Below are 22,379 nucleotides of genomic sequence, written 5' to 3' on the forward strand. Positions count from 1 at the left end.
AGCGCAGTAATTGACATTGTTCCGAACTTCAAGAATTAGTCCAGATCTATTTTAACCTCGGAACTTCCATCAACCTTCATGGTATAAAGTTCCAAATGGGCATTTTTACAACTGCAGAATACTATTTTGTCTCCGTCCGGGGACCAGCTGGGATATACATCCAAATGGGTATTGGATGTGATTTGGCGGATTTGGCCTGATTTCAAATCTAAAATGAATATCTCGGAACTATTGTTGGATTTTTTTGATCTTTCCTTTTCAATTGCGTTTGAAAATTCTGTTTTGGATTTTCTTGATGAGAACACGATTTGGTTGCCGTCCGGAGACCAACTAAGGGAAATCTCCTCCCTGTTATCCGGAGTAAGATTTCTTTTTCTTGTTCCATCAGAGTTCATGAGCCAAATATCCTCCTGGCCGGATTCCCCTGAAATAAAGGCTATTTGCTCCCCATTGGGAGACCAATGCGGAGAATAATCCAATACATCGTTATACGTAAGCCTTGTATTATTGGTACCATTTTGGTCCATAACATAAATTTCCCAATTTCCGTCCGAAGTCGAAACATAGGTCAATCGGTCCATGTTCGGTGACCAGTCCGGATCTAAATTTTTGCCCTGTAAATCCGTTAAGGGCACTTCCTTTCGATTATCCAGATTCATCGTAAACAAAGCCGAATATTTTTTGTCCTTTTCAGTTCTAAAGAAGAGAATGCTTTTTCCATCAGGTGAAATTACCGGTACCCGTTCTTGGTGGGCCGTGGTTGTAAGTCTTTCAACTTTGGATTGCACATAGTCAAACCGATAAATTTCCCTGTTACCCGTTACGTTGCTATGAAATGATATCCAATTTCCGTCTTTGGACCATCTTGGTGAAAAATAGGATTTTTGACCAAGATCACATTCCTGACCCGAGGCCTGGTGTCCGGCTGCTAAAAGAATGGCCAGGAAAATTCTTTTTTGTACACAACGAATTTTGACGTGAATCATGGATTTGGATTTTCACCAATGTAATTCTTTTATTGGCTTGAATTCAATTTGAGATGTTCGAATAGAAGAATGTATACAACAGCCAACTTATGCGGTGTTGTACCTTTTTTTGATTTCCATTAAAATCCAAAGCCCAATGGCTATTCTTACCAAGGGTTGTAAATACGTATAAATCCATTTGTAGGACCAGTTGACAATTTCATTAAGGGATGTGACGCCCAGATAGTACCGAGCAAACGAGGACAAACTAAGAATACCTATAAACAATAGGGCTATCCCGATCCATTTTCCCAATCCGTCCTCTCGTACCAATGCCAACCCATAAAATAAGGACCCGAGGCCAAAACCATAAATGACCAAAAAATATTGGCTATCGGAGATGCCGTTCGCGGCCTTGATCAAGGTTTCGAACATGTTTTTTGAAACTTCATTGTCCGCTTCCACATATCCTGGTCGCCAAATTTGGTTCAGCGTATCGATCAAGAGCGATTGTTGGGCCATTTCCGTGTAGGCCCAGACCAGTAGAAAAAATGTTCCGAAAACTATCTGTAACGGGTATTTTTTGAGTAGCAAATAGGCAATTCCAAGGCTGGCCAATAGGTTTACCTGTGGGTGGATAAAAAGAATCCAAAGCTTGCTGAGGTAAAGGCCGTTATTATAAAGGGATGACCTTGTTTCAAAATCAGGTGCATCCGGATTGGGAAGAAAAATGAGCAAGGCAGTGGACAAGGCTCCGAGAAAAGAGCAAACAGCCGTCGTTTTTAAGAAGTAATTGTGATTTTTACCGCGTTCCATAATAGTGGTCTGGCATAACGGTCCACCGTAATGCAATAGCTAACGTTTGGGGGGAATTGATGTTTTGACCTTGTCCGTGGTGTAATTTAGTTAAGCTCTTCCACAATGATATCCGTACCCAGATATTCATTGGTTCCTTTTATATACCAGTTTCTAATTCGGGGAATCTTTATTCCATCAATTTCAAATTCACCTTCAAACGTAATGATTTCTTCCTCTTTTCCCGGATCTTCCGGATGATTAAACTCGATTGCCAATAAAGTATACGTTTCCACCTCTATTAGTAATGTCCAATGCTTGCTTATCATTTCATCTTTTAATTCCATGGCAACCCTATACACTTCCATCCCTCCAAATTCCGCTTTTTGAGCAGGTCTTATCTGCTCCCAAAGGTTATCGGATAAGGACATGGGAAGGCCGTACATTAACTTGTAAAACTTTTTATGGCCTATACTCCTTTCCACGTTCAACCTGTATTGCTCTATGATAGATTTTGGCAACTCTGATTCCCCGTTGAGGAATATTTTGCTTTCCCCATCTCCGGTAAGTATCCTTTTGACGATTCCGTCTTCCCTAAACCTTTCCATTTCAAAATAGTCATCTGAATTCTTAAGATTCAATTTGGTATATCTTTGAGGGTTGTTCACTCTAGGTTCTTGGATGTGAACCTTTATCTCCGAAGTTGCCCAATGATGATTAACATCGTATTTTTCTTTTACTTGGTTTAATATGTAAGTACTGTTTTTGCAATTTGGATTATTTGTTTTCCAACCCAATGCTACCAGAATAAATAAAAATACAGTAAATAATTTCAATGTTTTCATGGTACTATTTTTTAGAATGGTCTATTTCGACATAGTACTAAGATAACTTTTTGTATTGGATTTACGGGCTCGGCGGTTTTGGAAATTTACCGTACTAGGCTATGGAGCAGAAGTTTAACGCTTCACGGGATAGATGAGACCCAAATTCTTATCATTCCTTTTCACCCATTCCCATCTTTCCGGCGTCCAGGTAAATGTCCCGGATTTCTTTGCAAATCAATGCATATTCATGTTGCCAATACCATTCGCCCACCTGATGGAATCCAAGGACCTCCTTAAAAAGAGTATCAGCTTTTTTAAACTTACCCGACTCGAGATAGACTTTACCTTCCAGAAATTTTTTATAGTACCCGTTACGGCAATATGTATTCAATATGGTCAATGCACTATCCGGGAGGTTCTTTTCAATTAGTATTCGTGCCCAAATTCCGCCATATCCATTTTTGTTGCTCTTAAAGTCTGTTTTGAAATAGGTATAGGAATCATCATAGAATCCTTTTTGCAGAAGATACATGCTCCTAAAGTAGGTATAATCATCTTTGATGACGCTAATAGTCTTTGGATTATCTTTCGAATCCACCAAAGCGAGACCTTCATCAAAGTACTGTGCCGCCGAATCTGGTAGGTGCTCCGTAAGGTAAATATTCCCTATTAAGTGATAATCCCAATACGGATGTTCCAATCTGGGAGAAGATGAGGTATATAGTTTTTTGGATATGGGAATCCTTAATTTCATGAAATCTATGGCCTGGGCTATAGAGTCCTTTTTAATGGATAAAACCGATGCAATGGAATAGGCTTCCCTTCGGATTTTATCGTGATTGCTTTTTAGCATCGTATCGACAAGGTTTCTGGCTTTTTCCTCCTCGCCCCTAAAAGAATAGATCATTGCCATGGATCCATAGGCACTTAACTTGGCGATAGAATCTCTGTGTATTATCTTGTTTAAATGCGCCAAAGATTGGTCATAATTACCATGGATGGAATTGACCAAGGCCACGGCATACATATTTTCAATGTCGGTAGGGTCTTGCAGATAAGTATACGTGAACATTGTATGGGCCGAATCGATGTCACCGTTATAGTAATAGGAGAAACCTGCGTTCCTAATCGAACGAATCTTGTCACTTTTAGGTAAATCGGTATTGGCAAGGCTATCTATAAGCAGATCGGCTTCGTTTTTTTGAATGATGGAATTTTTGTTGGACTCGGAACATGTGGCCAATACCATATTCTGTACTACCAATGCGAGAAGGAAATGATTTTTCATCTTTAAGGTATAGCTGAACAGAATGCAATACATCCAATGATTAAAAATATCCGAATCTCGGATTCGTGGATAGAAATACCTTTACAGTTGTGTATGGCTAGATCCAAATGGACGTATATTCCAAACAATGTGAGAAGTTGTACAGGGTTCTTTGTCTTTCTACCTTAAAAGAAGAAAGGGGATACCACGGCAGATTTGTTTTTAAAATTAACGCTTCACTTGTTTTCTAAATCTAAGCAATTGCCATTTCGCGGTTGTACTTTCTTTGATATTCCTTTGGGGATAGTCCCGAATACTTTCGAAAGGTGTTTCTAAATGCCTTTTCATCATTGTATCCAATGCCGTACATTACCTCCAGAACGGTTTTTGCGGTTGATTCCAGTTTCTTTTTTGCCGCTTCAACCTTAACTCGTTGTATGTACTCCAATGGGGTATTATGGGTAGCTTTCTTAAATCTCCTCAAAAAACTCCGACCATTCAAATTCAGCATTTGCGCAATCTCGTCCACATTCAATTTGTTCTGATAGTTGTTTTCAATATAGAGTTGTGCTTTTTTGATCGGTTCGTCCGAATGGTCCTTTTGTCCACTAAAAATAATAAACTCATCCTGACGTAATCGATCAAAATCGATTTCGGAGACCTTTGAGCACCATATGGCGGTTTCCCTTCCAAAATACCGTTCTATCAAGTAAAGCGTGAAATTTAAGATGGAATAAGCCCCGCCACTTGAGTATATACCATTGTCTTCGCAAATAATCTTTTCAGGAATAAGTTTTACTTCGGGATATTTGGCCTTGAAGAGGTCATGGGCGGTCCAATGTGTGGCACAGGATTTCCCATTTACCAAACCTGTTTCGGCCAGAAGAAATGCACCCTTACATAAGCTGGCAATTTCAGCATCGTTTTCAATTCTTTGGGCTTTGATCCATTTTACAAAATCCATATTATTTCGAATTCCTTCATCCAGATCCCCACTTATGGGAGAAATAAGTATTAGATCGGTTTTGGATATCTCATGAATAGTGGCGGTTGGTTGTATGCTAAACAAGCCTTGATATACTATGGCTTCCTTTGATAGACCTACTAAATCGAGTTTGAAAAGATTCTCCGTTTGTCCATTTAACCGTTTATGATGTGCGTTTGCCATTTTAAGCAGGTTGAAAGGTGCAATTATGGTATCTACGATGCTATTACCTGATGGAACAATTACACTAATGTGTTTCATAATCAACAAATTAACTATAAAGATAATTCATTAAAGTGTCTAAAACAACCCCTTAAATAGTCGTAAAAGACACATTTTAATACCCAAATTACGCCATAATTTTGAAATGTAATCAATAACGAAAAATAAATAATATGGAAAGTCAAGAAGTAATGGTAGTGTATACCTGGACGGCCAAAGAAGGTAAATCAGAAGAGTTAAAAGCAATCTATCGAGAAGTTGAAAATCAAATGCATTCCAATGAACCGGGAGCCTTAAAAGTTCAGTGCTATTTTGACGATACATCTTCTAAACTAGTAGTCATGGATCTTTTTATAGATGCCGGTGCGGTCGGATTCCATTTGGGAACTACAGCTGCCGGGCATTTCCAGGATCTATTGGAAATAGCGGTGCCCGGGGAGTTCCTGTTTTGTGGTGAAGTCCCGGAAGAGATGAAGCAAGCGGCAATTGGAATGGGCCTTAACGCCACTTTTGCACCAGGGGTTTTTGGGTTTGAGAGAGCTTTAAATCACTAAAAACACAATTTGGAAAGGCGGAACGATGAGGACATGTTCCGTCTTTTTTGGATGAAGCCTAACAGTTCACATATATGATGTCAGTAGCTTTTTTCCTCAAGTTTACATTTGAATGCTCCCGAATTCCACGAACTATCGGTCGCGATTACCTTAATGGTCTGAGGGACTTTGGACTTCCAAACCCCATTTAAGGATAAACTACTGGAATCGAATTTGATCCATTCCGGTAATTCGGAATTATTTTCCATAGATACCTCATACAATAGCTTACTATCATCGATGTCCTTAAATAAATCGTGCGGAAAATTTATCTCAAATTTTTCATTGTTGCTTACCCGAACTTCAATTTCGGTGTTATAAGGATATGGTTTAAAGACCGACTTGGTACTTACCCAATAGATATCGGAATCAAATACATCCTGACCATTCTCTTGTGTTATGTGCATTCTACTAAAAAACAAGAACCTATTATCCGAGGATACAAATGGTCGCTGCTCAATTTCCTTCCCGTTTATGTTAGGATTTAGCCTATCTGGAATGGTCCATGAACCATTTTTTGTTCTGTAACTGATATATAGGTCATGTTTGGATTCAAATTCGTTTTTCCATGCCTGAATAATGATGTAATCCTCGTTGGGGGACAAAAACAGACTTTCTTCATCCGAATTGGAATTTAGACCATCCACCTTTTGAATTGTAACATAACCTTTCGGTTCCAGTTCCGAACGATAGACATCACCACAACATTGGTTTTGATCGTCTCGGTTAGAGGTAAAATACAAGGTTCCATTTTTTGATTTACCATGCCCGGCCTCCCTTGATTCGGAATTAACTACGGAATCCAAGGGTCTAGGGTCGATAACCTTATGGTTCGAATAGTGACCAACCCATAAATCTGTTTCCGAACTGTCTGTTGATTTGGTAAAATAGAGTTCTTTTCCAGTAGGATCGAACATCGGAAAGAAGGTATTGCTATTGTCTGGAAGAAAGGACTTATCTGGGGAAGTCCATTTCCCGTCCCTATAATTCATAAGGTAGATACAAGTTTCCTCGGAATCGGATTCATGGGCTACCCCAAAGGCCATGCTTTTGCCGTCCGGCGAAATGGTTAGCCCCATATCAAATCTGCCCTTGACCGATACGATACCTTCTCCAAAAATTCGAGGAATAGTATCTGGAGTTTCTTGCCCCAAATATTTAAATCTTTGGTCCTCGTAATTCTTTTTGGTAGTACACGAGAAAAGCAATAACAAAATGAGGGGAACACAATACTTCATTCGTTATTATTGCAATACTTCACTAATTTGAACAATTGGCTGAGTATTGGTATAGTTCGGGATGTCACCTACAATTTTTTCCGCATTGGGTCCAAAGGAGTTTTGATAGGCGGAAAGCTTGTCGAAGTATAAATATCCAATGGCCAAATAGGGAACAGGTTCATCAGGTGTCCGGCCTGAAATTCCCTTATCTATTTCCAATAGTTTTAAGGAGTCGCCCATTAAGGTCTTGAGCATGGGCATGTGCTTCTTGGAATAGTAGTCCATGTCAAATGTTTTCCCATCACCGTTGGGATAGAGGATGGTTACTTTTATCATTCCTTTCTTGGTTTTGGCATCGGCCGAGGTATTCTGCTGAAAAGCGGTGAGGATTACCGCACCAAGGATCAAAGCAATAATTTTGGTTTTCATTTTGTTGGGATTTAATGATTTGTGGAAAGATAGTATTTTTTTACGGTATTGACTTTCAACCATTGATGTTAAAACTTAATTTCATCAAGGTCGATATTCAGGGTTTGTTTGGCTATGCTGTTCAGGCTTTCATATGCTCCTTCAAAGTGATAGGTTTTATGGATATGGGTAATGGAATTCCCTTGTTCTAATTCTTTGGCCGCGGATGACGATTCCAACTCATAAAATGGTCCCATTTGCTTACCGTTTTCTAAAGGGCCATCATTATAGGAATTGATAACATCACCTTTATATGGATCATCTTGATGTTTCCATAAAGAGTTTACATAAGAAGTTCCCTCCGTTGTAGAATACTCCACTAGGGTAAGAACGTTGTTTTCCGAATCATAACTACCAAACATTGGCAGGGCATTTTGAAAAGGAACCCCGATCTTGCATCGATATTTTCCATCTCCTTTGAAAAGTATGGTCTTTTCGTTGATCTTTAGTCTATCCGAGTCGATCTCTCCGAAATAATCCGTATTCAGTTTTAGGGAATCTTTATAAGGGATGATAACGGTTGTATTTTCCGATGGCGTATACATACCCAGTATCCAAATGGAAAGTAGTCCGTTAGCTTTCGTCCAAGCCGAAGAACCTGTATTCGTCATTGTGTTTTCGGATTGAAATCCTACGAACAACATTTCATCATCAAAATTGAGCTGTAAGTTCGTTTTAATCTGTGCTTTATCAAGTAGCGATACCCTTCTCCCAACGTTAACATTAAATTCATACCCCTGATAGTTGGTCAGTTGCATATCCTTGTGAAAAACAACGGAAGTTTCCTTGTTTTCAGCTAACGAGAAAGGTTCCGTGTCAATTGATTTTGGTGTAGACCAATTTTCCAAGGTAAACTCGTCCCCTTTTTTAAAAAAGATTGAATACTGCCCCCCTTCGGGTCCTAGCCAAAACCTATCTTCTCCCCCAAAAACATTGATTTGTTCCTCAAATTTTTGGGATGCTATGAGGTCATAATTGATCCATCCGTAGCTCTTCCCCTCCAGACCGTTGGAAGTACTGGTCATTACCCGACCTTGATAATCGGGTATGACTACCAACTGGCATTTGTCATTATTGTTTTTAAGTACAATTGTCTTCTTGTTCGTATTCAAAAAATGTAGATCATAACCAAATGTCCCTTTTTCATTGGGTTTCATACAAGTATTTAGAATGGACAAAGCTAGTATTGCACAAAGAGTGTTTTTCATGGTTTCCGTTTATGATAGTTAACAGGAAATAGTATGTTTATTGCCAGACCACATGAGTTTTAGGAACCATTGTTCCGTACAGTTCGAGGGCTCCCAAAAATCCCATTTTTTTGTTGGCCATTTGTCTACAAATGTAAGTTGGGTTATTTTTTTTCAATTATTAATATCCAATCGTTACCTGAATGCAATGCCCCATTTGATGGTGGAGAGAATTTCCTTTGTCCAGTTTCTTTTTCTGCCAAATCTAAAAACTGAATTTGTCCATTGGTCGGGTTGAACCATTTAGAAACTATCCGATTACCTTTAATATAATCTAGATTAACCGTAAAAGGTTCACCTTTTGGCGAATAAACATAAATAAAACTGCCATCTATTGAAGTATTTGCCAATATCCTTTTATCATCTAATGTTGTATTGTTTAGCAACACATCCTGATCGGGAATCCTGTATTCAATAAAATGGGGCGTTATAATTCTTTTAAGATGCTTTATATGGGCTCCGTAACTATTTTCAAGTGATTCTGGAATGCTAAATTTTGCAATATCATTTCTTGCGCCGCAATGCCAAATATTCCAGCAACCATATGAAGTTCCAAATCCACCCCTAAAAATTCCCGAGATTATGGTCGTTCTCGTTTCATTTTGTAACTCGCCGTTTTTATCATAAAATGGTTCAAAATCAATGGTAGGTTTGTGTTGTGTTTTCCAACTTTTTTCTATCATGCCCTTTAATCGATTCAAACTTTGACCCGACTGAATTGTATTAAAATCCATAAAATCTTCGTCTACCGGAAAGTATAAGTTTGTCATTGATGGTCCAAATGTATGATATGACATCATCAAATTATCATACGCCTCTATGTTATTTACACCATAGGCTATTCCCTTTGCCAATTCCCTTTGAATCATCAACTTGTTTTCATCGTTAGGCGCTGCATCACCTCCCATAACCCAAATAATCCATTCATTTAAATGGCGATACCTTGAACCAATGAATTTTCCATAAGTAAAAGCATTGTGTTTATTTAGGTTGGTTTTTTGATTCCATTGTTCACGCCAGGTCGGCAATAAACAAACAAGCAATTCCCGTTTTATACATTCCTCAATTATAAATTCAAGGTGGTCCCACCAATCATATTGCAACTCATTGCCGCAATCGTTTCCTTCGGTTAGTATCGGGCATAAAAAATCTTCATTTTTAAAGGGGGTGTCTCCATACATATTTTCACCCATATAATGTGAATGGGCAATAAGTTGAATGGCTGTAAATCCCTGATCAACACATATATCCAATATTTCAATAATCTGTTTTCTGGTCAATCTTCTGGTCATGGACCAGAGGGTCTGCGAAATGAAAACTACAGGTTTATCGTTTTCGTTGAATACTAAATATCTCCCATTTTTCGAAATTCCAATTCGCGGGTCAGTCGATTTTTTGTTATGCTTTTTCAGTATTTTGTCCAATACTATCTTACTTTCCCTACAAATAGTATTCTGCTCGACGGTGTTGGATTTTTCCTTTTCTATTTGGGGCTTTTGATTTGAAATTATACTAATGTTGAATAAATAATTTTGTTTTGATTCTTTTGAAACTGCCGAAATACTGGTTCGTCCGGTATTAATTCCACAAACTACGCCATTCTCATCTACATATGCTATATCTTGATTTCCAGATATCCAATTGAAGTTTGTAGCATCTTCCGAGACTTTTAATGTAATACAATTTCTAACCTTAAGCTCCAATAAAGACCCTTCATCTTGTGAATAGGTGTTCAATATGCCCAGAGCAACTAAGGTGATACGGATAAATATTTTCATAATGCGATCAACAGTTCGGCAACTATTTATGACGGCCTCTCAATTTTGAAACCTATAAGGGGACATTAAAAGGAATCGTTGAATTTATATATGTTCAAATCCATCTTTTTAAGTAAACAGGTTTTAAGTTAGCAAATTCCATTCTACCTGCGAACGGGCCAGTAAAAAATTGCGGTTATCGCGAGGCTGCATCGTTAAGGTATTCAGTAGGCGTTTTTTTTGTCAATAACTTGAAAAACCGAATAAAGGCGCTGCTTTCGGAAAACCCAAGAAGGTAACTTATCTCTTCTATGGATTTCTGTTGTTCTTCCAGATAGGTTTTGGACAAATTAAGTTGAAGCTCATATTCCACTTTTTTGAAATTCGTATGCAGTTCTTTTAACCTTCTCTGAAGCGTTCTTTTGGATAAATTAAGTTGAGCGGCAGCTTCCGCTATCTGAATACGCTGTGGTTTGTGGTTTAAAATGCATTTTTTTAGATCATAGATTAACTGGGTTTCCGTATTCAAACTCTTGATCTCATTTGCGACTTTCTGTTTTAAATTTTCAAGCAATCCAAACTTTATTGTTCTTGAATGTCGATCAAAAATCTGTTTCCCAAAGATTATTTCGGTCTTTGGTTGATTGAACTTAAGGCTACAATTAAAGAGCCTATAATAGTCCTTTAAACTCTTTGGTTTTTCGGTGTGGAACTTGATTTTCACAGGGTAGTATGTCCTGTTTGTATATGCCATTAGGGATTTTAAGCAAGATAAAACCGTTAAATCCAGTATCTGTCTCCTAGCATAGGAGTGTTGTACTTTCCAATTGGGATTTTCTTCAAAAACAACGGTGTAGTTGTCCTCATTTTTCAATAGGGAACTTTCCAAAGCGTCACTGATAAGTTTTGAATAGTGAACTGCATTTTTAAAAGAGGCCTCAAGTGTTTCACTATTTTGCATGATTTGATCCACATAAGCGGTAGCTTTTAACGCAATTTGTTCTCCTATATGCAAGCCCAGGTATTCATCGTTCAATTTCTGTTGTAAATAACCTAATACCTCAACAATGGTGCTGTAATCAATATACTTCCGACTTTGTAAATAGGAGAATTTATGTTCCAACGACCGTACATCCACTCCTAGTGACTTGGCATATTCAATAAAATCTGAAATAATGGTAGTTGTGAAATACATATGACAAAAATGGCACAAAATGTCAAGTGAATTGCAATTTTGGTCAATAGATTTACACCGAAAATCAATAATTAATTAGAATTATGGAAAATGAACAATTTCCGAAAGGAATATTACCGGTACTGCCTGTCCCTAATATAGATGAGACTGCGGATTTTTATATTGACACACTTCAATTTAAGGAGAATTTTCGTCTTAAATCCGAGAGGGGGCAATCTACCAATGCACAATTGACTTTTGAGGAGTCTACATTGATGTTGAACCTGAATCCTGAAAAAGCTTCTCTTGAGGGGGGTGGTATCTATTTATGGGTCAGACTCTTTGAGAATGATATTAACGAATATTACGATAGCCTGCTGAAAGCCAACGTTAATATTGTAGATCCCATTGAAGATCAGTTTTGGGGAGACCGCTCCTTCGTCATTAAGGATTGTAACAATTTTTTTATTGCATTTAACCAAAAGGTTTCCGAATAGGAAGCCCGCGATGCAGGAAGTGAAAAAATGTCAACAGACAAATGTTTCAACCGGAGCAGGCCTGGATTTCGGCCTGGTCCGAACGGTAATCCAAAGGGAGAGAAATCAGGAACTTATGTTATTTTCAATTCATAAATCCTGGATTCCTCCCCCCAAGGATGGTATCCTTGCCCGATATAGTTAAACCCATATTTTTCATAATAACCAATATGTTCCGTGCATAAATATAAATATTTGAATCCTGCTTTTTTGGTATCCTGCTTTGCCTTCTCCAACAGTAGTGAACCATAGGCGTTGCCTCGATGCTTCTCTCCAATAAATAATGCACAAACCCAGGGATATAGATCTCCTCTACTTATAAAATCATTGGTGATAAGTCCGGCACAACCGATGATCTCAGCATTTTTTTCCAATACATACCATTGGGGTAAGGAGTTCCTTGCACCTACACTATGCGTAATGCAATCTTCATATATAATGGGGAGGACACTTTTCCAGCTTCTTTGAAAATAAGCTATGGCCTTGTTTTTATAGCCTGGGTTTTCTCTAACGGATATTATTTTCATTTTTTCTTGGTGAGCTCTAATGTTTCTCGGTTAATCTGGTACATTTCTCCTTTTCTATGGTATAGGCCACACTGATAATTTTCCAATTTCCATTCTCTTCAAAAAGGGTAAATGCATCTATGCCACAATGCGAAAACCTATCCTCTATCCAGAATTCATAAGGTACCCATGCCATTGCAATTCCATCACCCACAGAAATTTCAAATTGTACAGCCTCCTCTTTTACATCAGGTAAGGTGTACATTTTGGGAAGATCGTCCTTTGAAAAACGCATGTCCATTTCAATAGGCTTTTTGTTGTTATACCTGCGCCAAATTTGAGCCTCATCCATGGTCGTCTCTTGCATAAGCACCGAATCCTTTGTTTCCAAGGATTCAAAAAACTGCTGTATTACCGATTTGATTTTTTGCTTGTCCGCAGTTTCTGAACCCTGAGAATAAGCGTTAAGGGCTATGGCAAATACCGTAAAAAGTATTGTTTTTTCCATGTAAGCTGTTTTTTGAATTGCTTTGGCCTGCCCTACTATTACGGCCTGGCTACAGGATATTTCAAAAGAATTTACCTTTTTGCTATGATTACTTTATCGCGTTAATTTATCAATCATCTTTTTCGCCCGACCTGAAACCGATTTTCTTTCATCCGAAGATAAACGTTTCAAATGCGGTAGTATCCATACTTTCAAGTCCGTATCTTTTTTAGACCAGTTTGTCAAGGTATCCATGGTCTGGTTTAGCACGATCCAATCGTTATGATGTTCAAGATTGTTTTTCATGATCTTTTTCGCCTGTTCAATTTGACTTTTGGTCATTTCCTGCTTCATCATCCCGAACAATTGGGCCAAGGTCCACTGGGTGGATGCTTGGTCAATTTTGGCAATATCGGTCAGAAATCGGTCAATGTAGGGAATTAGCATCGACTTTTTCGCCTTACAGATCCGTTTCATGGCATTTGAAGTCCGTAATCGTACAACTTCATCCTTGCTAAAATAGCAATTGAACAATTCATTAAAGAGGTTATTTTCCGCAATTACGTCTTCAACGACTTCTACGGTATTTCCCAATGAGTTGGGATGTCCGCCTTTAAGTCGACTTTCAAAATCTTTCATTTGGTAATACTATTTGTTCCTTAATGAAGCAATGGTGAATATAGGTAAAGTAGGTGATTTCGAAATAGTCTTTTGCTCAATAATGTCCTAAGCCAATTGCAAATCGGTCAATCCATGATAAGCCCGAGTACAGCAACCAGGATGCTATACTCGAGCCTAACTATCTCGGAAAGTTGCCTATCATCTGCCCTGTTTCTGAGCTAAACGGGATGTTACATGCCATCAAAAATCATGATGTCCCGCACTTCTACTTTGCCACCGCTAGCTAATGCGGGACAACCCTTGCCCAATTGAATGGCTTCCTCAACGGAATCTGCCGAGACAATAATAAAACCTCCTACGATTTCCTTGATTTCCGCATATGGACCGTCGGTAATGGACCCATTGGCGTGCATGGTCTTTCCTTCAAAGCCCAAGGCCTCTCCAGGACTTTTGAGTTTACCCTGTGCACCAATTCCTTCCATCCAATCTTGCCAAGCTTTCACCTCCTCCTGTATTTGATCGGGAGTAGGGTTAAAATCGGGATCGGGTTCGCTGTGGAATAACATCATAAAATCTTTCATGTCTTTTGTTTTTAATGAATAAATAGTAAACGTTCATATACATAATGATTGAAAACCCGGAAATTGGACATGAATTTAATTTTTTTCTGTCTATAGCCGAACAATTAACATTTCGTATTGTTCCTCCTGCTAAGTGTTATCTACTTGCTTTTAAGGGTTTCGTATTCGAAAAGTAGCCGTTTTTAAGTACTAATTTTCATAAACAAGCCACTTAATTCAAGGATAAAAAAAGATATCTGAATTCCTGTGGTTTCGGGAGACTGGACAAAGGCTTTTCATGGTATATGTAGTTGGCCCTATATTTACTTTTTCCAATTTTGAAGTCGATCGATATACAAATAACTCTCTATAAATTTCCGGTGTTCGGCACTCGTCATTTTTTCCAATAAATTGAGGGCCGAAATGTAACTTGTTAAGTTTCCGTTGGATGAACTAAATTTTCCATCCTCAACAAAGGTTACTAAACTATCATCTTGAACTTTTAAATCGGGATAATCCTTTTGCAGTTGTTTCCCACCGCCAATATAGGTAACGATTTTATGTCCATCGGCGATCCCGGACTTCCCGATAAGCTGTGCCCCGGCACAATTGCTCACAATGTATTCGGTTTCCTGGTTTTTCCTTTTAATGAATTCTACCATTTTTTTGTTATGGACCTGGGCGTACATATCGTAACCGCTCGGAACGAACAAAGCGGTCAACTTGGGACAATTCTCAAAAGTGTAATCAGGGATAAATCGCATTCCTTCCTCGGTTGTGATCGATTTTTCCGTTTCCGCTATGGTGATTACGTTGAAAAGTTGTTCCATGTTTTTATCCGGTTTCCCAAAAACATCGGATGTAGCTACAACTTCTCCTTGGAGCACACCATTGAACATAAGAAGGCCTATTGTGGGTAATTCCGGTCTTAACGGTTTTAGGTGTTTTGTTAAGGTGTCGGATGGTGACGCTACAAGATCGGTATTTCCAGTTTTGAGTTTGGTTTTTGACTTCTCGCTAATGCAGTTTAGCAAAAGAGCGGCACAAAATAGTAGTGTTATACTTCGTAAATTTTTCATGTTGTTATTTTTTAAGGTAGGTGGTAACCCTCCTTCCAAAATATTGGGTCTTGCCCATGTTGTAACCCAACCCGTTGTAATGGCATTATTTTGATAAGGTTATAGTCAAAACCTGTCCCTTGTTTACTATGGAGCAAAGGTGGTAAAACCGATTGTGGCAAAAATTAAACTGGTTTAAGAAAGCTGCTTTCCCTTAATTTCACTCAGATATTCGGGAGTCAGGCCTAGAAAGCTGGCCAAAAGATATTGCGGTACACGTTGTACAAATTCCGGAAAACTATCACGAAACCTAAAAAACATTTCTTCTTTGGAAAGGCTATGTACATACTTTAAGCGCATTAATGCAGCACCGTAAGCCGTTTCGTAAATAATCCTAAAGTACTTTTCCATTTTGGGGAATTTATCCAATAGCCCCTGATACTTTGAAAAAGAGATGGATAAAATCGTTGAGTGCTCAACGGTTTCAATATAGAAGTTGGATGGTCTCTGGTCTTGAAATGCCAAAAAATCGGTCAACCACCAATTTTCTATGGCGAATTGTGAGGTTTTTGGGTTGCCTAAACTGTCGATAAAGTATAATTGCAAACAGCCTTTTTCCACAAAAAACAAGGTGTCACAACGTTTTTCGGCAAAAAGCAGTGTTTCCTTTTTGTTGTACGAATGGCAATCGAAAAAAAGTACGATTTTAGATAACTCCTCTTCCGAAAGGGTTACATACGTTTTGATATGATCTGTTAAAACACTTTCTGTCATTCCATATCTTTTGTGTCCAATTGTATTTAGGGCTCTGGCAGACATTAGGAAGCCATACTCTATTCTATCCAGCCTTTAGTTTTAAGATATAATTCATCGACTATTGATAAATCCGGATGTAATCCACTACCATTGGGCTTTCAACAAAATTAGGGTCAATATCCGGTTCCATGGCTATATTCAATAGTAAATAATAATCGGAATCATAGGGCCAGGTTTCCGAATTCTTAAGCGACGGTTGGTATTGAAAATGTTCCACTCCGTCAACACTGAATACCATTTTCTCTTTGGTCCAATCAAGAGTATATATGTGAAACGTATTTGAAACATTATCTATTTTTTGACCGCCAAGATTTTTAACTTCGCTCCCATAGCTTGATGCATTATGAACCGCGCTTGACACATAATCTTGATTCTTGCCCCAATGTTCCAAGATGTCTATCTCACCACATATGGGCCACTTGGTCGTTCCAAAACAATGATTGTCCCAATACGCACCATCTTCGTCAATATTTTTGTTGAGAAGCCAAATGGCCGGCCAAGTACCTGTGCCTGCCGGTAGTTTTGCACGAATTTCTATGCGACCATAAGTGAAGGCATATTTTGAGTTTAACCTGGCCGCGGTATAGTTTTTGATCTCGCCTTGATCATCGAATATTTCTTTTTTGGCGACAAGATTCAAATAGCCATTTTTTACGTAAGAATTGGAGACTCTGTCTGTATAATGCTGCACCAAACCGCCCCACCAACTGCCTCCTGGCGGCAGTTGTGTTTGATGGAACCATTTTTCGGGGTTAATAGCTCCACTACCCTCAAACTCATCCGACCAAACCAAAGATTTAAATTCAGGACTTGGAACGGTCATAGCAGTATTCTGCTTTGAATCGTCTGTAAGCTTATTGGAACCCATGGCTATTAGGTATGAAAAAAGTAATACCCCTATGATCAATGCCATGAAAACTGCTGTTTTCTTTTTCATTTCTAGTTTTGGATTTAGTCGTTGTAACTGTTTTTTTCTTCTGGAATCTCGCTAAGGTACTGCACGAATTCATATTGATTGCCATCGGCATCGGCAAAATAGTCCCGAATCCTAAATTGCCCCACTTGTTTTGGGTAGTCTCGTTTGTATCCGTTCATTAAAAGGTTATTGGCAATCTCTTCTACATTTTGTACAACAAAACCTAAGTGGTTTATTCCAGCCTTCTCATGGTTTTTTTCAATTTTTACATCAGTTTGCGTTGCCTGATTAAGTGCTATGTAGGTATTGTCATCTCCAAGATGTACCCATTCCCTAATATCGTTACCACCACCTCTTACCCTAAAGTGAGGAAAAGCGGTTTGGAAGAACTTGATGGCCTCCTGAAGGTCGTTTACCGTAATATTGGCGTGTTCCAAATATATATGTTGTGTTTTCATACGATTTTGTTTTCAGTTTGAAACAAATATCATAATAACGTATGAGCAATAAAATGGGCTTAAGTACAGAAATGCCACTGTACCATAGTACAGGTCAACAAGAGGTTTGAACAGGGTCACATACTTAGAAATCCTCTCTTTAAACTAATATCAACAGCTTCGGTGCGCGTTCTTGCATTAAGTTTGGACAGGATTGCGGTAACGTGAAATTTGACGGTACGTTCGGTTATAAATAGTTGTTCGCCGATCTGACCGTTGGTAAGCCCTTTTTTTATTGCGCTGAGTACTTCCAATTCACGGTTTGTTAAGGGCAGGTCGGGATATAGCAGTTCCTTTACGTTGGCCTCGGCTCTCTCCTGGTTTTTCGTTTCTTTACTTAGCATTGTTAGTTGTTGCTGAAGTTCCTTCGCTTTATTGAGTGCCTCATTTATTTTGTCCTTGTCCTGCCGGGGGTCATCAAGGCAAGAAATTAGGGCCTCTAGTTTTGGATGAAAAACCCGCTCCAACACTTTGCTTATGGCCGTATTCGATCTAATAGCCTTACTACCATAAGTTTGTTGCAATCTAGTGCGCTGAATTGCCGTTCCGATCAACTCACTGATGGTATTAAGAATGGCCAATTCCTTTTCGTTTAATTGTCGCGTTTCCTTACTGAGCAAATTCATGAGCCCTACCTTTTGACCGTTTATCGTTATTGGGATTACGGCGTGAAATTTCAACCCTTTTGTACCTGTGCCGACATCCTTTAACCTGGAGCATGTAATCTCACTGATATTCATCGCCTGTTCAATATCGTCCGCCAAATATTGTTTTATGCAATAACACCAACCTGATAAGCGTTCCGGATGATTGCCTAAAGCTGGTGGTAGATTGTGGGAAGCGGCTAGGTACACCGATTTATTATCAGGTTCGGTAAGCCAGAACCAACCTGTTTCCAAATCAAGGATTTCCACAGTCTTCTCTAAAGATTTACGGAGTGCGGAGTGTAGGGAGAATTCCTTATTTAGGTGACTCGCTATTTCATATAAATTCAAAAAATAGTCCTTATCGTTCATTTTTGCCAATTCAGGTTATAGAAGATAGCCAACCGTTCTTACCGCTACCCGTCCCAACATATGTTATCAACATGAATTACGGTCACTGTTAGGTTTAATGTGGACGATTAATCGTTAATATCCGTTTGTTTGAATTGTATTTCAAATTCACTGTGCAATTCCTCGGGTATGATTGCCTTAAAAATTCAAATTATCATTTTTTAAATAGTAAACCTTAACCTTAAGTAAGTGAGGCGTAATATCTTTTACCAGCTATAAATACCATACACTTTGTTACCAACGGGTTTCCTTTAACTTCTTTAGACTATGGTATGATAAGGTTTCACCCCGTTTTTTGTATTCACCTTGATATTTTAGACCGAGTTTTCTCAATAAACGGATCGACTTTTGATTGTCGGGTAGGGTAATTGCAATAATGTTCTCGTATTCATTTGACGTATCAATTTCCTTAAGATATGCTTTGCTCGCTTCAATGGTATATCCCTTTTTTTCAAATTCCGGCAATAGGGCGAAACCTATATCGGGAAATCTTTCATCTTCTCGCTCTAGAAAAGTTACAATTCCTATGGCCTTTTGCGATTCTTTTAGTTCAAAAACATTGTAAAAAATTTTTGTGTCATCCAGTATCTTTTGAATATACTTTTTAGCATCAATTATATCGGAGATATTTCGGTTTCCAATAAACTTCAGCCACCCCTCGGAATTCACCAATTCGATAATGAATTCAGCATCTGTCAATTTGATTGGTCTTATTCTAAGCCTTTCCGTTTCTATGTTTATGTACATTTTCCCTATTCACTTGCAGACGACGATTCCGCCGGCTGCGATTTCAGTTTTTTGACGGCTGGTATACGACGACGTTGGCCAGTATGTCTGTCCGCCTTTGGCCGGATTTTTCGGCGAGTTGGGCCGCAGACGGAATTCCTTTCCGGATTATTTTAAGTTGGAATTTAGGGATTTTTCTTCTTCTTAAGCATAGGGGCAAGCTGAATGTAGGCATTGTTAGGGCACATTATTTTTTAAGTCGGCTTGAAATCCAACCCTTGATTTGGTCGATGTTAAGTTTTCCTTCCGTCACCTTTATGACAAATTCATATTTATCGGCTTGACTTGTCTCAATATCCAGACCTCCTTCCATTAAGGTAAGCCTCATCAATACATAACCGGTGCGCTTATTACCGTCTACAAAAGGATGATTAATTAAAATACTTTCAAGAACAGCCGCTGCTTTCTCAACTGGAGTAGGGTACAGCTCTCTTTGGTCGAATGTGGCATATGGCCTGTTCAAAGCTGATTCCAATCCACCTTGATCTTTGATTCCATCGGCTCCCCCAAACCTTTCTATTAGTATTTGATGAATACTTAAAGCCTGCTTTAGGTCTATCATTGTGCAAGCTTTTCGAGTAACTCTTTGTCCTCGGAAAGAATTTTACGAATTCGTTGGGACATGACAACTTTATCCGCCGACTTTCCTTGGATTTCCTCGAGGTAATTTAGAATTTCCTCTAGAACATTCTCCGGGACATTGTCAAGGGCTCTCTGTATTCTCGATTTAATCTGTTTTGTTGTCATTTCTAATGGTTTAATACAAAGATACGAGTTGATTTTAATGTGCCTAACGTACGTATATCTCGTACTGGTTAGTACTGCTAATCTACCGGATTTTTGGGGTTTTCAAAAGTATTTATTACCACTTGGGAATGTATTTCTGTCATTTTGCTCTAACCAGGTCCTGATAGTACATGTATACGCCTCAAGCCAACGCCACAGATTCAAATAAGTGGGAGGCAAGGCCATACTGTCGCTAATGAAGCATGAATTTTTTAAGGATAAGAACACTATTATCCCTCCTCCTGTAATGTTTTGATATCGGCGATCAATTGCGCTATGGCCGTTTTGTTCAACCCATTGTAAATCCCGCGGATATGCCTGTTTTTATCCACCAGGATAAAGTTTTCCGTATGTAAAAAATCGTCTTCGCCCTTAGGCACACCTAGATCCTCCTCCACAAAATACGCATAACGTCCCAAATCATAGATGGTTTTACGTTCCCCAGTCGCCAAATGCCACTTATTGGGGACAACCCCTTTGGTATCCGCATATTTCTTTAAAACAGGAACTGAATCATATTCCGGCGTAACGGAATGGGACAATAACAAAATGCCCTTATCGTCTTTAAATGCTTCCTGTACCAAGGCCATATTCGCCGTCATTTTGGGACAGATACCTGGGCAAGAGGTAAAAAAGAAGTCCGCTACATAAATTTTGTCGGCAAAGGTTTTTTGGGTAATGGTATCCCCCAATTGATTTACCAATTGAAAAGGGGCCACTTTATGCAACCCAAAAATAGAATCGCTGTTCTGGGGCAACCATTTTGGGGTAAACGAAGGGTTATCATAATAGGGTAGGCTTTCTACCCGACTAACGACTTCTTTTTTGGTTTCGGTACGGCATCCCAGCGTAACGAAGATCAATGCCAGAAGTAAGATTAGTTTATCTTTGGATAGTTTCATCTTCTAATTGGTAACATAGGTTAGATCGTTTAAGGCCAAAAAAACGCCCGTTCTTGGCCTCATAATTGGCATACAATTTTCCGGTCCGCAACCAGGCCTGTTGTAAGCCTTCTTCCTTCCCTTGGTCAAAATGCATCATTCGGGCCATCTGTCCACTTGGGTACCATTTTATCTGCTTTCCATGGCGTTGGCGGTTTACATAGTGGGATTCCGAGCTCAACGCACCGTTAGGCCACCAGGTTCTGGCGACACCTTCCAAACGGTTTTCCACATAGTTTTTTTTGCCCGCCAAGGCACCATCGGCATACCATTTTATGGCGGTGCCCTGCTTTTTTCCCTCGTAGAACCCGATTTTTTCAGCTACTACACCATTGGGGTGACGGGTAATGGCAAATCCGTTAAAGGGACGGCCCACATACAACCATTGACCGGTATTGGGGTATAATCGTAGTTCGTTTTTGTTTACTTCTCTATCGGGAATTTTGACGGCCTCTCCATCATGGTACCCCAAAGAGGAAATAAAAAGAAATACGGCCCAACCAAAAACCTTAATTGATGGCATTGGGCGTTCCTTGATAATCTCCCGGAAAAATAATATAGTAGGCATTCAAATAAAGCTCGTTTTCAATATGATAGTGGTACAAAGCCTCATCGGAATGCTGCGTAATTGAGGTATGGCCGCCCGAGGCGTCCAAATCCGTAGGATAGGCCCCCGTGGCATTACATTTTCTCCCGTAAATAAAAAAGCCATCGGCTAAAATACCGATCAACGCATCATCATCTTCCGACCATGCGGTAGGCTCCAAATGATAGTGATATACCGAAGGGCCTATATGGGCACCGGTATAATCCAGACTGGCCGCGGCACCTTGCAAGGGACCGTTTCCCTCCTGATCGTTAAAAATGGCCGCGCCGCTGACCGCGATACCGATGGCACCCAAACTGGTAGAGGTAGTGGTCGCCGCCAATTCGGGATTGGCCGGAACGGTCAAGGTCGCTGAACCGTCAAAATTGGGGATTATACTTGGAGTAAGTGCTACACCGGGCTCTTCTTGATATAGCGGATGCCCTTCTCCCCAATATACCGTACTATGGTTGGGAAAACCCGTGGTTTCAATGACCACATTGGAGCCGTCCAAATAAATATCGGTCTCATCTTCATCAAATTCGGCGAATGCTGCACTCAAGCTTACTTCTCCGGTAAAACCATCGTCGTCCGTCAAGTCTATGCCTTCATCGTCTATAGTTGTATCGTTGTCCGAGCTACAGGCGATAAAAACAATGAATAACAATGCTGTGCCCAATACAATGGGATTTCTTTTCATGATTGTTT

General features: G+C 39.3%; 27 protein-coding genes. 2 read left to right on the plus strand and 25 right to left on the minus strand.

The genetic code is table 11. The features are described from left to right. Nucleotides 1-35: 35 nt before the first annotated feature. The 5 genes from ACP2AF_RS00940 to ACP2AF_RS00960 all read right to left on the minus strand — a co-directional run bounded on the left by ACP2AF_RS00940 (nucleotide 36) and on the right by ACP2AF_RS00960 (nucleotide 5,100). On the minus strand, nucleotides 36-986 hold the full coding sequence (locus tag ACP2AF_RS00940; protein ID WP_425234370.1) for a TolB family protein: 951 nt from the start codon (nucleotides 984-986) through the stop codon (nucleotides 36-38). Between the two features lie 87 nt (nucleotides 987-1,073). Next, complete coding sequence (locus ACP2AF_RS00945; RefSeq protein WP_425234371.1) at nucleotides 1,074-1,817, minus strand: hypothetical protein; 744 nt, start codon at nucleotides 1,815-1,817, stop codon at nucleotides 1,074-1,076. A gap of 50 nt (nucleotides 1,818-1,867) precedes the next feature. Then, nucleotides 1,868-2,605: a DUF6503 family protein gene (locus ACP2AF_RS00950; protein WP_425234372.1), complete on the minus strand. Its 738-nt coding sequence runs from the start codon at nucleotides 2,603-2,605 to the stop codon at nucleotides 1,868-1,870. Nucleotides 2,606-2,756: 151 nt separating this feature from the next. Then, a complete protein-coding gene (locus ACP2AF_RS00955; protein WP_425234373.1) occupies nucleotides 2,757-3,875 on the minus strand; it encodes a tetratricopeptide repeat protein in 1,119 nt (372 codons plus the stop codon). A 232-nt stretch (nucleotides 3,876-4,107) separates the two neighbouring features. Beyond that, complete coding sequence (locus ACP2AF_RS00960; protein ID WP_425234374.1) at nucleotides 4,108-5,100, minus strand: GlxA family transcriptional regulator; 993 nt, start codon at nucleotides 5,098-5,100, stop codon at nucleotides 4,108-4,110. Nucleotides 5,101-5,234: 134 nt separating this feature from the next. Between ACP2AF_RS00960 and ACP2AF_RS00965 the strand changes: the two genes are divergently transcribed. Beyond that, on the plus strand, nucleotides 5,235-5,615 hold the full coding sequence (locus ACP2AF_RS00965; protein WP_425234375.1) for a putative quinol monooxygenase: 381 nt from the start codon (nucleotides 5,235-5,237) through the stop codon (nucleotides 5,613-5,615). Nucleotides 5,616-5,695: 80 nt separating this feature from the next. Here the strand turns inward: ACP2AF_RS00965 and ACP2AF_RS00970 are convergent, their stop codons facing one another. The 5 genes from ACP2AF_RS00970 to ACP2AF_RS00990 form a co-directional block, all read right to left on the minus strand. Beyond that, nucleotides 5,696-6,892 (minus strand): hypothetical protein, encoded by a 1,197-nt coding sequence (locus tag ACP2AF_RS00970; RefSeq protein ID WP_425234376.1) that lies wholly within the window; start codon nucleotides 6,890-6,892, stop codon nucleotides 5,696-5,698. A 6-nt stretch (nucleotides 6,893-6,898) separates the two neighbouring features. Further along, on the minus strand, nucleotides 6,899-7,303 hold the full coding sequence (locus ACP2AF_RS00975) for an EthD family reductase (RefSeq protein WP_425234377.1): 405 nt from the start codon (nucleotides 7,301-7,303) through the stop codon (nucleotides 6,899-6,901). A gap of 68 nt (nucleotides 7,304-7,371) precedes the next feature. Next, the gene (locus tag ACP2AF_RS00980) at nucleotides 7,372-8,550 is read right to left on the minus strand and encodes a DUF6786 family protein (RefSeq protein ID WP_425234378.1); all 1,179 of its coding nucleotides are present in this window, start codon (nucleotides 8,548-8,550) and stop codon (nucleotides 7,372-7,374) included. 143 nt (nucleotides 8,551-8,693) lie between these two features. Continuing rightward, a complete protein-coding gene (locus tag ACP2AF_RS00985) occupies nucleotides 8,694-10,367 on the minus strand; it encodes a DUF4038 domain-containing protein (RefSeq protein WP_425234379.1) in 1,674 nt (557 codons plus the stop codon). A gap of 175 nt (nucleotides 10,368-10,542) precedes the next feature. Next, entirely contained in the window at nucleotides 10,543-11,541 is a 999-nt protein-coding gene (locus ACP2AF_RS00990) for an AraC family transcriptional regulator ligand-binding domain-containing protein (protein ID WP_425234380.1), read from the minus strand. A gap of 83 nt (nucleotides 11,542-11,624) precedes the next feature. On the opposite strand from ACP2AF_RS00990, the gene ACP2AF_RS00995 reads away from it, so the two are divergent. Beyond that, entirely contained in the window at nucleotides 11,625-12,017 is a 393-nt protein-coding gene (locus ACP2AF_RS00995; protein ID WP_425234381.1) for a VOC family protein, read from the plus strand. Nucleotides 12,018-12,130: 113 nt separating this feature from the next. Here ACP2AF_RS00995 and ACP2AF_RS01000 read toward each other — a convergent pair whose 3' ends face one another. From ACP2AF_RS01000 to ACP2AF_RS01070, 15 genes are all read right to left on the minus strand, one after another. Then, on the minus strand, nucleotides 12,131-12,583 hold the full coding sequence (locus ACP2AF_RS01000) for a GNAT family N-acetyltransferase (RefSeq protein WP_425234382.1): 453 nt from the start codon (nucleotides 12,581-12,583) through the stop codon (nucleotides 12,131-12,133). Nucleotides 12,584-12,599: 16 nt separating this feature from the next. Further along, a complete protein-coding gene (locus tag ACP2AF_RS01005; RefSeq protein WP_425234383.1) occupies nucleotides 12,600-13,070 on the minus strand; it encodes a nuclear transport factor 2 family protein in 471 nt (156 codons plus the stop codon). A 93-nt stretch (nucleotides 13,071-13,163) separates the two neighbouring features. After that, nucleotides 13,164-13,688 carry a hypothetical protein gene (locus ACP2AF_RS01010; protein WP_425234384.1) on the minus strand — a complete coding sequence of 175 codons (525 nt, stop codon included), beginning with the start codon at nucleotides 13,686-13,688 and terminating at the stop codon, nucleotides 13,164-13,166. A 212-nt stretch (nucleotides 13,689-13,900) separates the two neighbouring features. Next, a complete protein-coding gene (locus tag ACP2AF_RS01015) occupies nucleotides 13,901-14,251 on the minus strand; it encodes a YciI family protein (protein ID WP_425234385.1) in 351 nt (116 codons plus the stop codon). 302 nt (nucleotides 14,252-14,553) lie between these two features. Then, nucleotides 14,554-15,309, minus strand: a complete 756-nt coding sequence (locus ACP2AF_RS01020; RefSeq protein ID WP_425234386.1) for a DJ-1/PfpI family protein — start codon at nucleotides 15,307-15,309, stop codon at nucleotides 14,554-14,556. Between the two features lie 174 nt (nucleotides 15,310-15,483). After that, nucleotides 15,484-16,062: a Crp/Fnr family transcriptional regulator gene (locus ACP2AF_RS01025; protein WP_425234387.1), complete on the minus strand. Its 579-nt coding sequence runs from the start codon at nucleotides 16,060-16,062 to the stop codon at nucleotides 15,484-15,486. 100 nt (nucleotides 16,063-16,162) lie between these two features. Then, nucleotides 16,163-17,041: a glycoside hydrolase family 16 protein gene (locus ACP2AF_RS01030; RefSeq protein ID WP_425234388.1), complete on the minus strand. Its 879-nt coding sequence runs from the start codon at nucleotides 17,039-17,041 to the stop codon at nucleotides 16,163-16,165. A 14-nt stretch (nucleotides 17,042-17,055) separates the two neighbouring features. Continuing rightward, nucleotides 17,056-17,478, minus strand: coding sequence for a VOC family protein (locus ACP2AF_RS01035; protein ID WP_425234389.1), 423 nt, complete (start codon nucleotides 17,476-17,478; stop codon nucleotides 17,056-17,058). A gap of 116 nt (nucleotides 17,479-17,594) precedes the next feature. Next, nucleotides 17,595-18,533 carry a LuxR C-terminal-related transcriptional regulator gene (locus ACP2AF_RS01040; protein ID WP_425234390.1) on the minus strand — a complete coding sequence of 313 codons (939 nt, stop codon included), beginning with the start codon at nucleotides 18,531-18,533 and terminating at the stop codon, nucleotides 17,595-17,597. A 273-nt stretch (nucleotides 18,534-18,806) separates the two neighbouring features. Then, nucleotides 18,807-19,319, minus strand: coding sequence for a GNAT family N-acetyltransferase (locus ACP2AF_RS01045; protein ID WP_425234391.1), 513 nt, complete (start codon nucleotides 19,317-19,319; stop codon nucleotides 18,807-18,809). A 226-nt stretch (nucleotides 19,320-19,545) separates the two neighbouring features. Further along, entirely contained in the window at nucleotides 19,546-19,920 is a 375-nt protein-coding gene (locus tag ACP2AF_RS01050; RefSeq protein WP_425234392.1) for a type II toxin-antitoxin system death-on-curing family toxin, read from the minus strand. After that, entirely contained in the window at nucleotides 19,917-20,105 is a 189-nt protein-coding gene (locus ACP2AF_RS01055; RefSeq protein ID WP_120713390.1) for a hypothetical protein, read from the minus strand. The genes ACP2AF_RS01050 and ACP2AF_RS01055 overlap by 4 nt, the downstream gene beginning before the upstream one ends. Nucleotides 20,106-20,374: 269 nt before the next feature. Then, complete coding sequence (locus tag ACP2AF_RS01060) at nucleotides 20,375-21,046, minus strand: SCO family protein (protein ID WP_425234393.1); 672 nt, start codon at nucleotides 21,044-21,046, stop codon at nucleotides 20,375-20,377. Next, the gene (locus tag ACP2AF_RS01065; RefSeq protein ID WP_425234394.1) at nucleotides 21,027-21,608 is read right to left on the minus strand and encodes a toxin-antitoxin system YwqK family antitoxin; all 582 of its coding nucleotides are present in this window, start codon (nucleotides 21,606-21,608) and stop codon (nucleotides 21,027-21,029) included. Before ACP2AF_RS01065 ends, ACP2AF_RS01060 begins: the two co-directional genes overlap by 20 nt. Continuing rightward, nucleotides 21,595-22,371: a YHYH protein gene (locus ACP2AF_RS01070; RefSeq protein WP_425234395.1), complete on the minus strand. Its 777-nt coding sequence runs from the start codon at nucleotides 22,369-22,371 to the stop codon at nucleotides 21,595-21,597. Before ACP2AF_RS01070 ends, ACP2AF_RS01065 begins: the two co-directional genes overlap by 14 nt. Between the last annotated feature and the right edge of the window lie 8 nt (nucleotides 22,372-22,379).

The sequence above is a fragment of the Ulvibacterium sp. genome, assembly GCF_965248315.1.
Taxonomy (GTDB): domain Bacteria; phylum Bacteroidota; class Bacteroidia; order Flavobacteriales; family Flavobacteriaceae; genus Ulvibacterium.

Bases quoted from the DNA above. Each gene is read 5' to 3' on its own strand.
- ACP2AF_RS01045 (WP_425234391.1), bottom strand. From the start codon at position 19,319: ATGTACATAAACATAGAAACGGAAAGGCTTAGAATAAGACCAATCAAA.
- ACP2AF_RS00980 (WP_425234378.1), bottom strand. From the start codon at position 8,550: ATGAAAAACACTCTTTGTGCAATACTAGCTTTGTCCATTCTAAATACT.
- ACP2AF_RS00965 (WP_425234375.1), top strand. From the start codon at position 5,235: ATGGAAAGTCAAGAAGTAATGGTAGTGTATACCTGGACGGCCAAAGAA.
- ACP2AF_RS01030 (WP_425234388.1), bottom strand. From the start codon at position 17,041: ATGAAAAAGAAAACAGCAGTTTTCATGGCATTGATCATAGGGGTATTA.
- ACP2AF_RS01000 (WP_425234382.1), bottom strand. From the start codon at position 12,583: ATGAAAATAATATCCGTTAGAGAAAACCCAGGCTATAAAAACAAGGCC.
- ACP2AF_RS01055 (WP_120713390.1), bottom strand. From the start codon at position 20,105: ATGACAACAAAACAGATTAAATCGAGAATACAGAGAGCCCTTGACAAT.
- ACP2AF_RS01050 (WP_425234392.1), bottom strand. From the start codon at position 19,920: ATGATAGACCTAAAGCAGGCTTTAAGTATTCATCAAATACTAATAGAA.
- ACP2AF_RS01035 (WP_425234389.1), bottom strand. From the start codon at position 17,478: ATGAAAACACAACATATATATTTGGAACACGCCAATATTACGGTAAAC.
- ACP2AF_RS01020 (WP_425234386.1), bottom strand. From the start codon at position 15,309: ATGAAAAATTTACGAAGTATAACACTACTATTTTGTGCCGCTCTTTTG.
- ACP2AF_RS01040 (WP_425234390.1), bottom strand. From the start codon at position 18,533: ATGAACGATAAGGACTATTTTTTGAATTTATATGAAATAGCGAGTCAC.
- ACP2AF_RS01005 (WP_425234383.1), bottom strand. From the start codon at position 13,070: ATGGAAAAAACAATACTTTTTACGGTATTTGCCATAGCCCTTAACGCT.
- ACP2AF_RS00950 (WP_425234372.1), bottom strand. From the start codon at position 2,605: ATGAAAACATTGAAATTATTTACTGTATTTTTATTTATTCTGGTAGCA.
- ACP2AF_RS01065 (WP_425234394.1), bottom strand. From the start codon at position 21,608: ATGCCATCAATTAAGGTTTTTGGTTGGGCCGTATTTCTTTTTATTTCC.
- ACP2AF_RS01025 (WP_425234387.1), bottom strand. From the start codon at position 16,062: ATGACAGAAAGTGTTTTAACAGATCATATCAAAACGTATGTAACCCTT.
- ACP2AF_RS00985 (WP_425234379.1), bottom strand. From the start codon at position 10,367: ATGAAAATATTTATCCGTATCACCTTAGTTGCTCTGGGCATATTGAAC.
- ACP2AF_RS01015 (WP_425234385.1), bottom strand. From the start codon at position 14,251: ATGAAAGATTTTATGATGTTATTCCACAGCGAACCCGATCCCGATTTT.
- ACP2AF_RS01060 (WP_425234393.1), bottom strand. From the start codon at position 21,046: ATGAAACTATCCAAAGATAAACTAATCTTACTTCTGGCATTGATCTTC.
- ACP2AF_RS00960 (WP_425234374.1), bottom strand. From the start codon at position 5,100: ATGAAACACATTAGTGTAATTGTTCCATCAGGTAATAGCATCGTAGAT.
- ACP2AF_RS00940 (WP_425234370.1), bottom strand. From the start codon at position 986: ATGATTCACGTCAAAATTCGTTGTGTACAAAAAAGAATTTTCCTGGCC.
- ACP2AF_RS01070 (WP_425234395.1), bottom strand. From the start codon at position 22,371: ATGAAAAGAAATCCCATTGTATTGGGCACAGCATTGTTATTCATTGTT.
- ACP2AF_RS00955 (WP_425234373.1), bottom strand. From the start codon at position 3,875: ATGAAAAATCATTTCCTTCTCGCATTGGTAGTACAGAATATGGTATTG.
- ACP2AF_RS00995 (WP_425234381.1), top strand. From the start codon at position 11,625: ATGGAAAATGAACAATTTCCGAAAGGAATATTACCGGTACTGCCTGTC.
- ACP2AF_RS01010 (WP_425234384.1), bottom strand. From the start codon at position 13,688: ATGAAAGATTTTGAAAGTCGACTTAAAGGCGGACATCCCAACTCATTG.
- ACP2AF_RS00975 (WP_425234377.1), bottom strand. From the start codon at position 7,303: ATGAAAACCAAAATTATTGCTTTGATCCTTGGTGCGGTAATCCTCACC.
- ACP2AF_RS00990 (WP_425234380.1), bottom strand. From the start codon at position 11,541: ATGTATTTCACAACTACCATTATTTCAGATTTTATTGAATATGCCAAG.
- ACP2AF_RS00970 (WP_425234376.1), bottom strand. From the start codon at position 6,892: ATGAAGTATTGTGTTCCCCTCATTTTGTTATTGCTTTTCTCGTGTACT.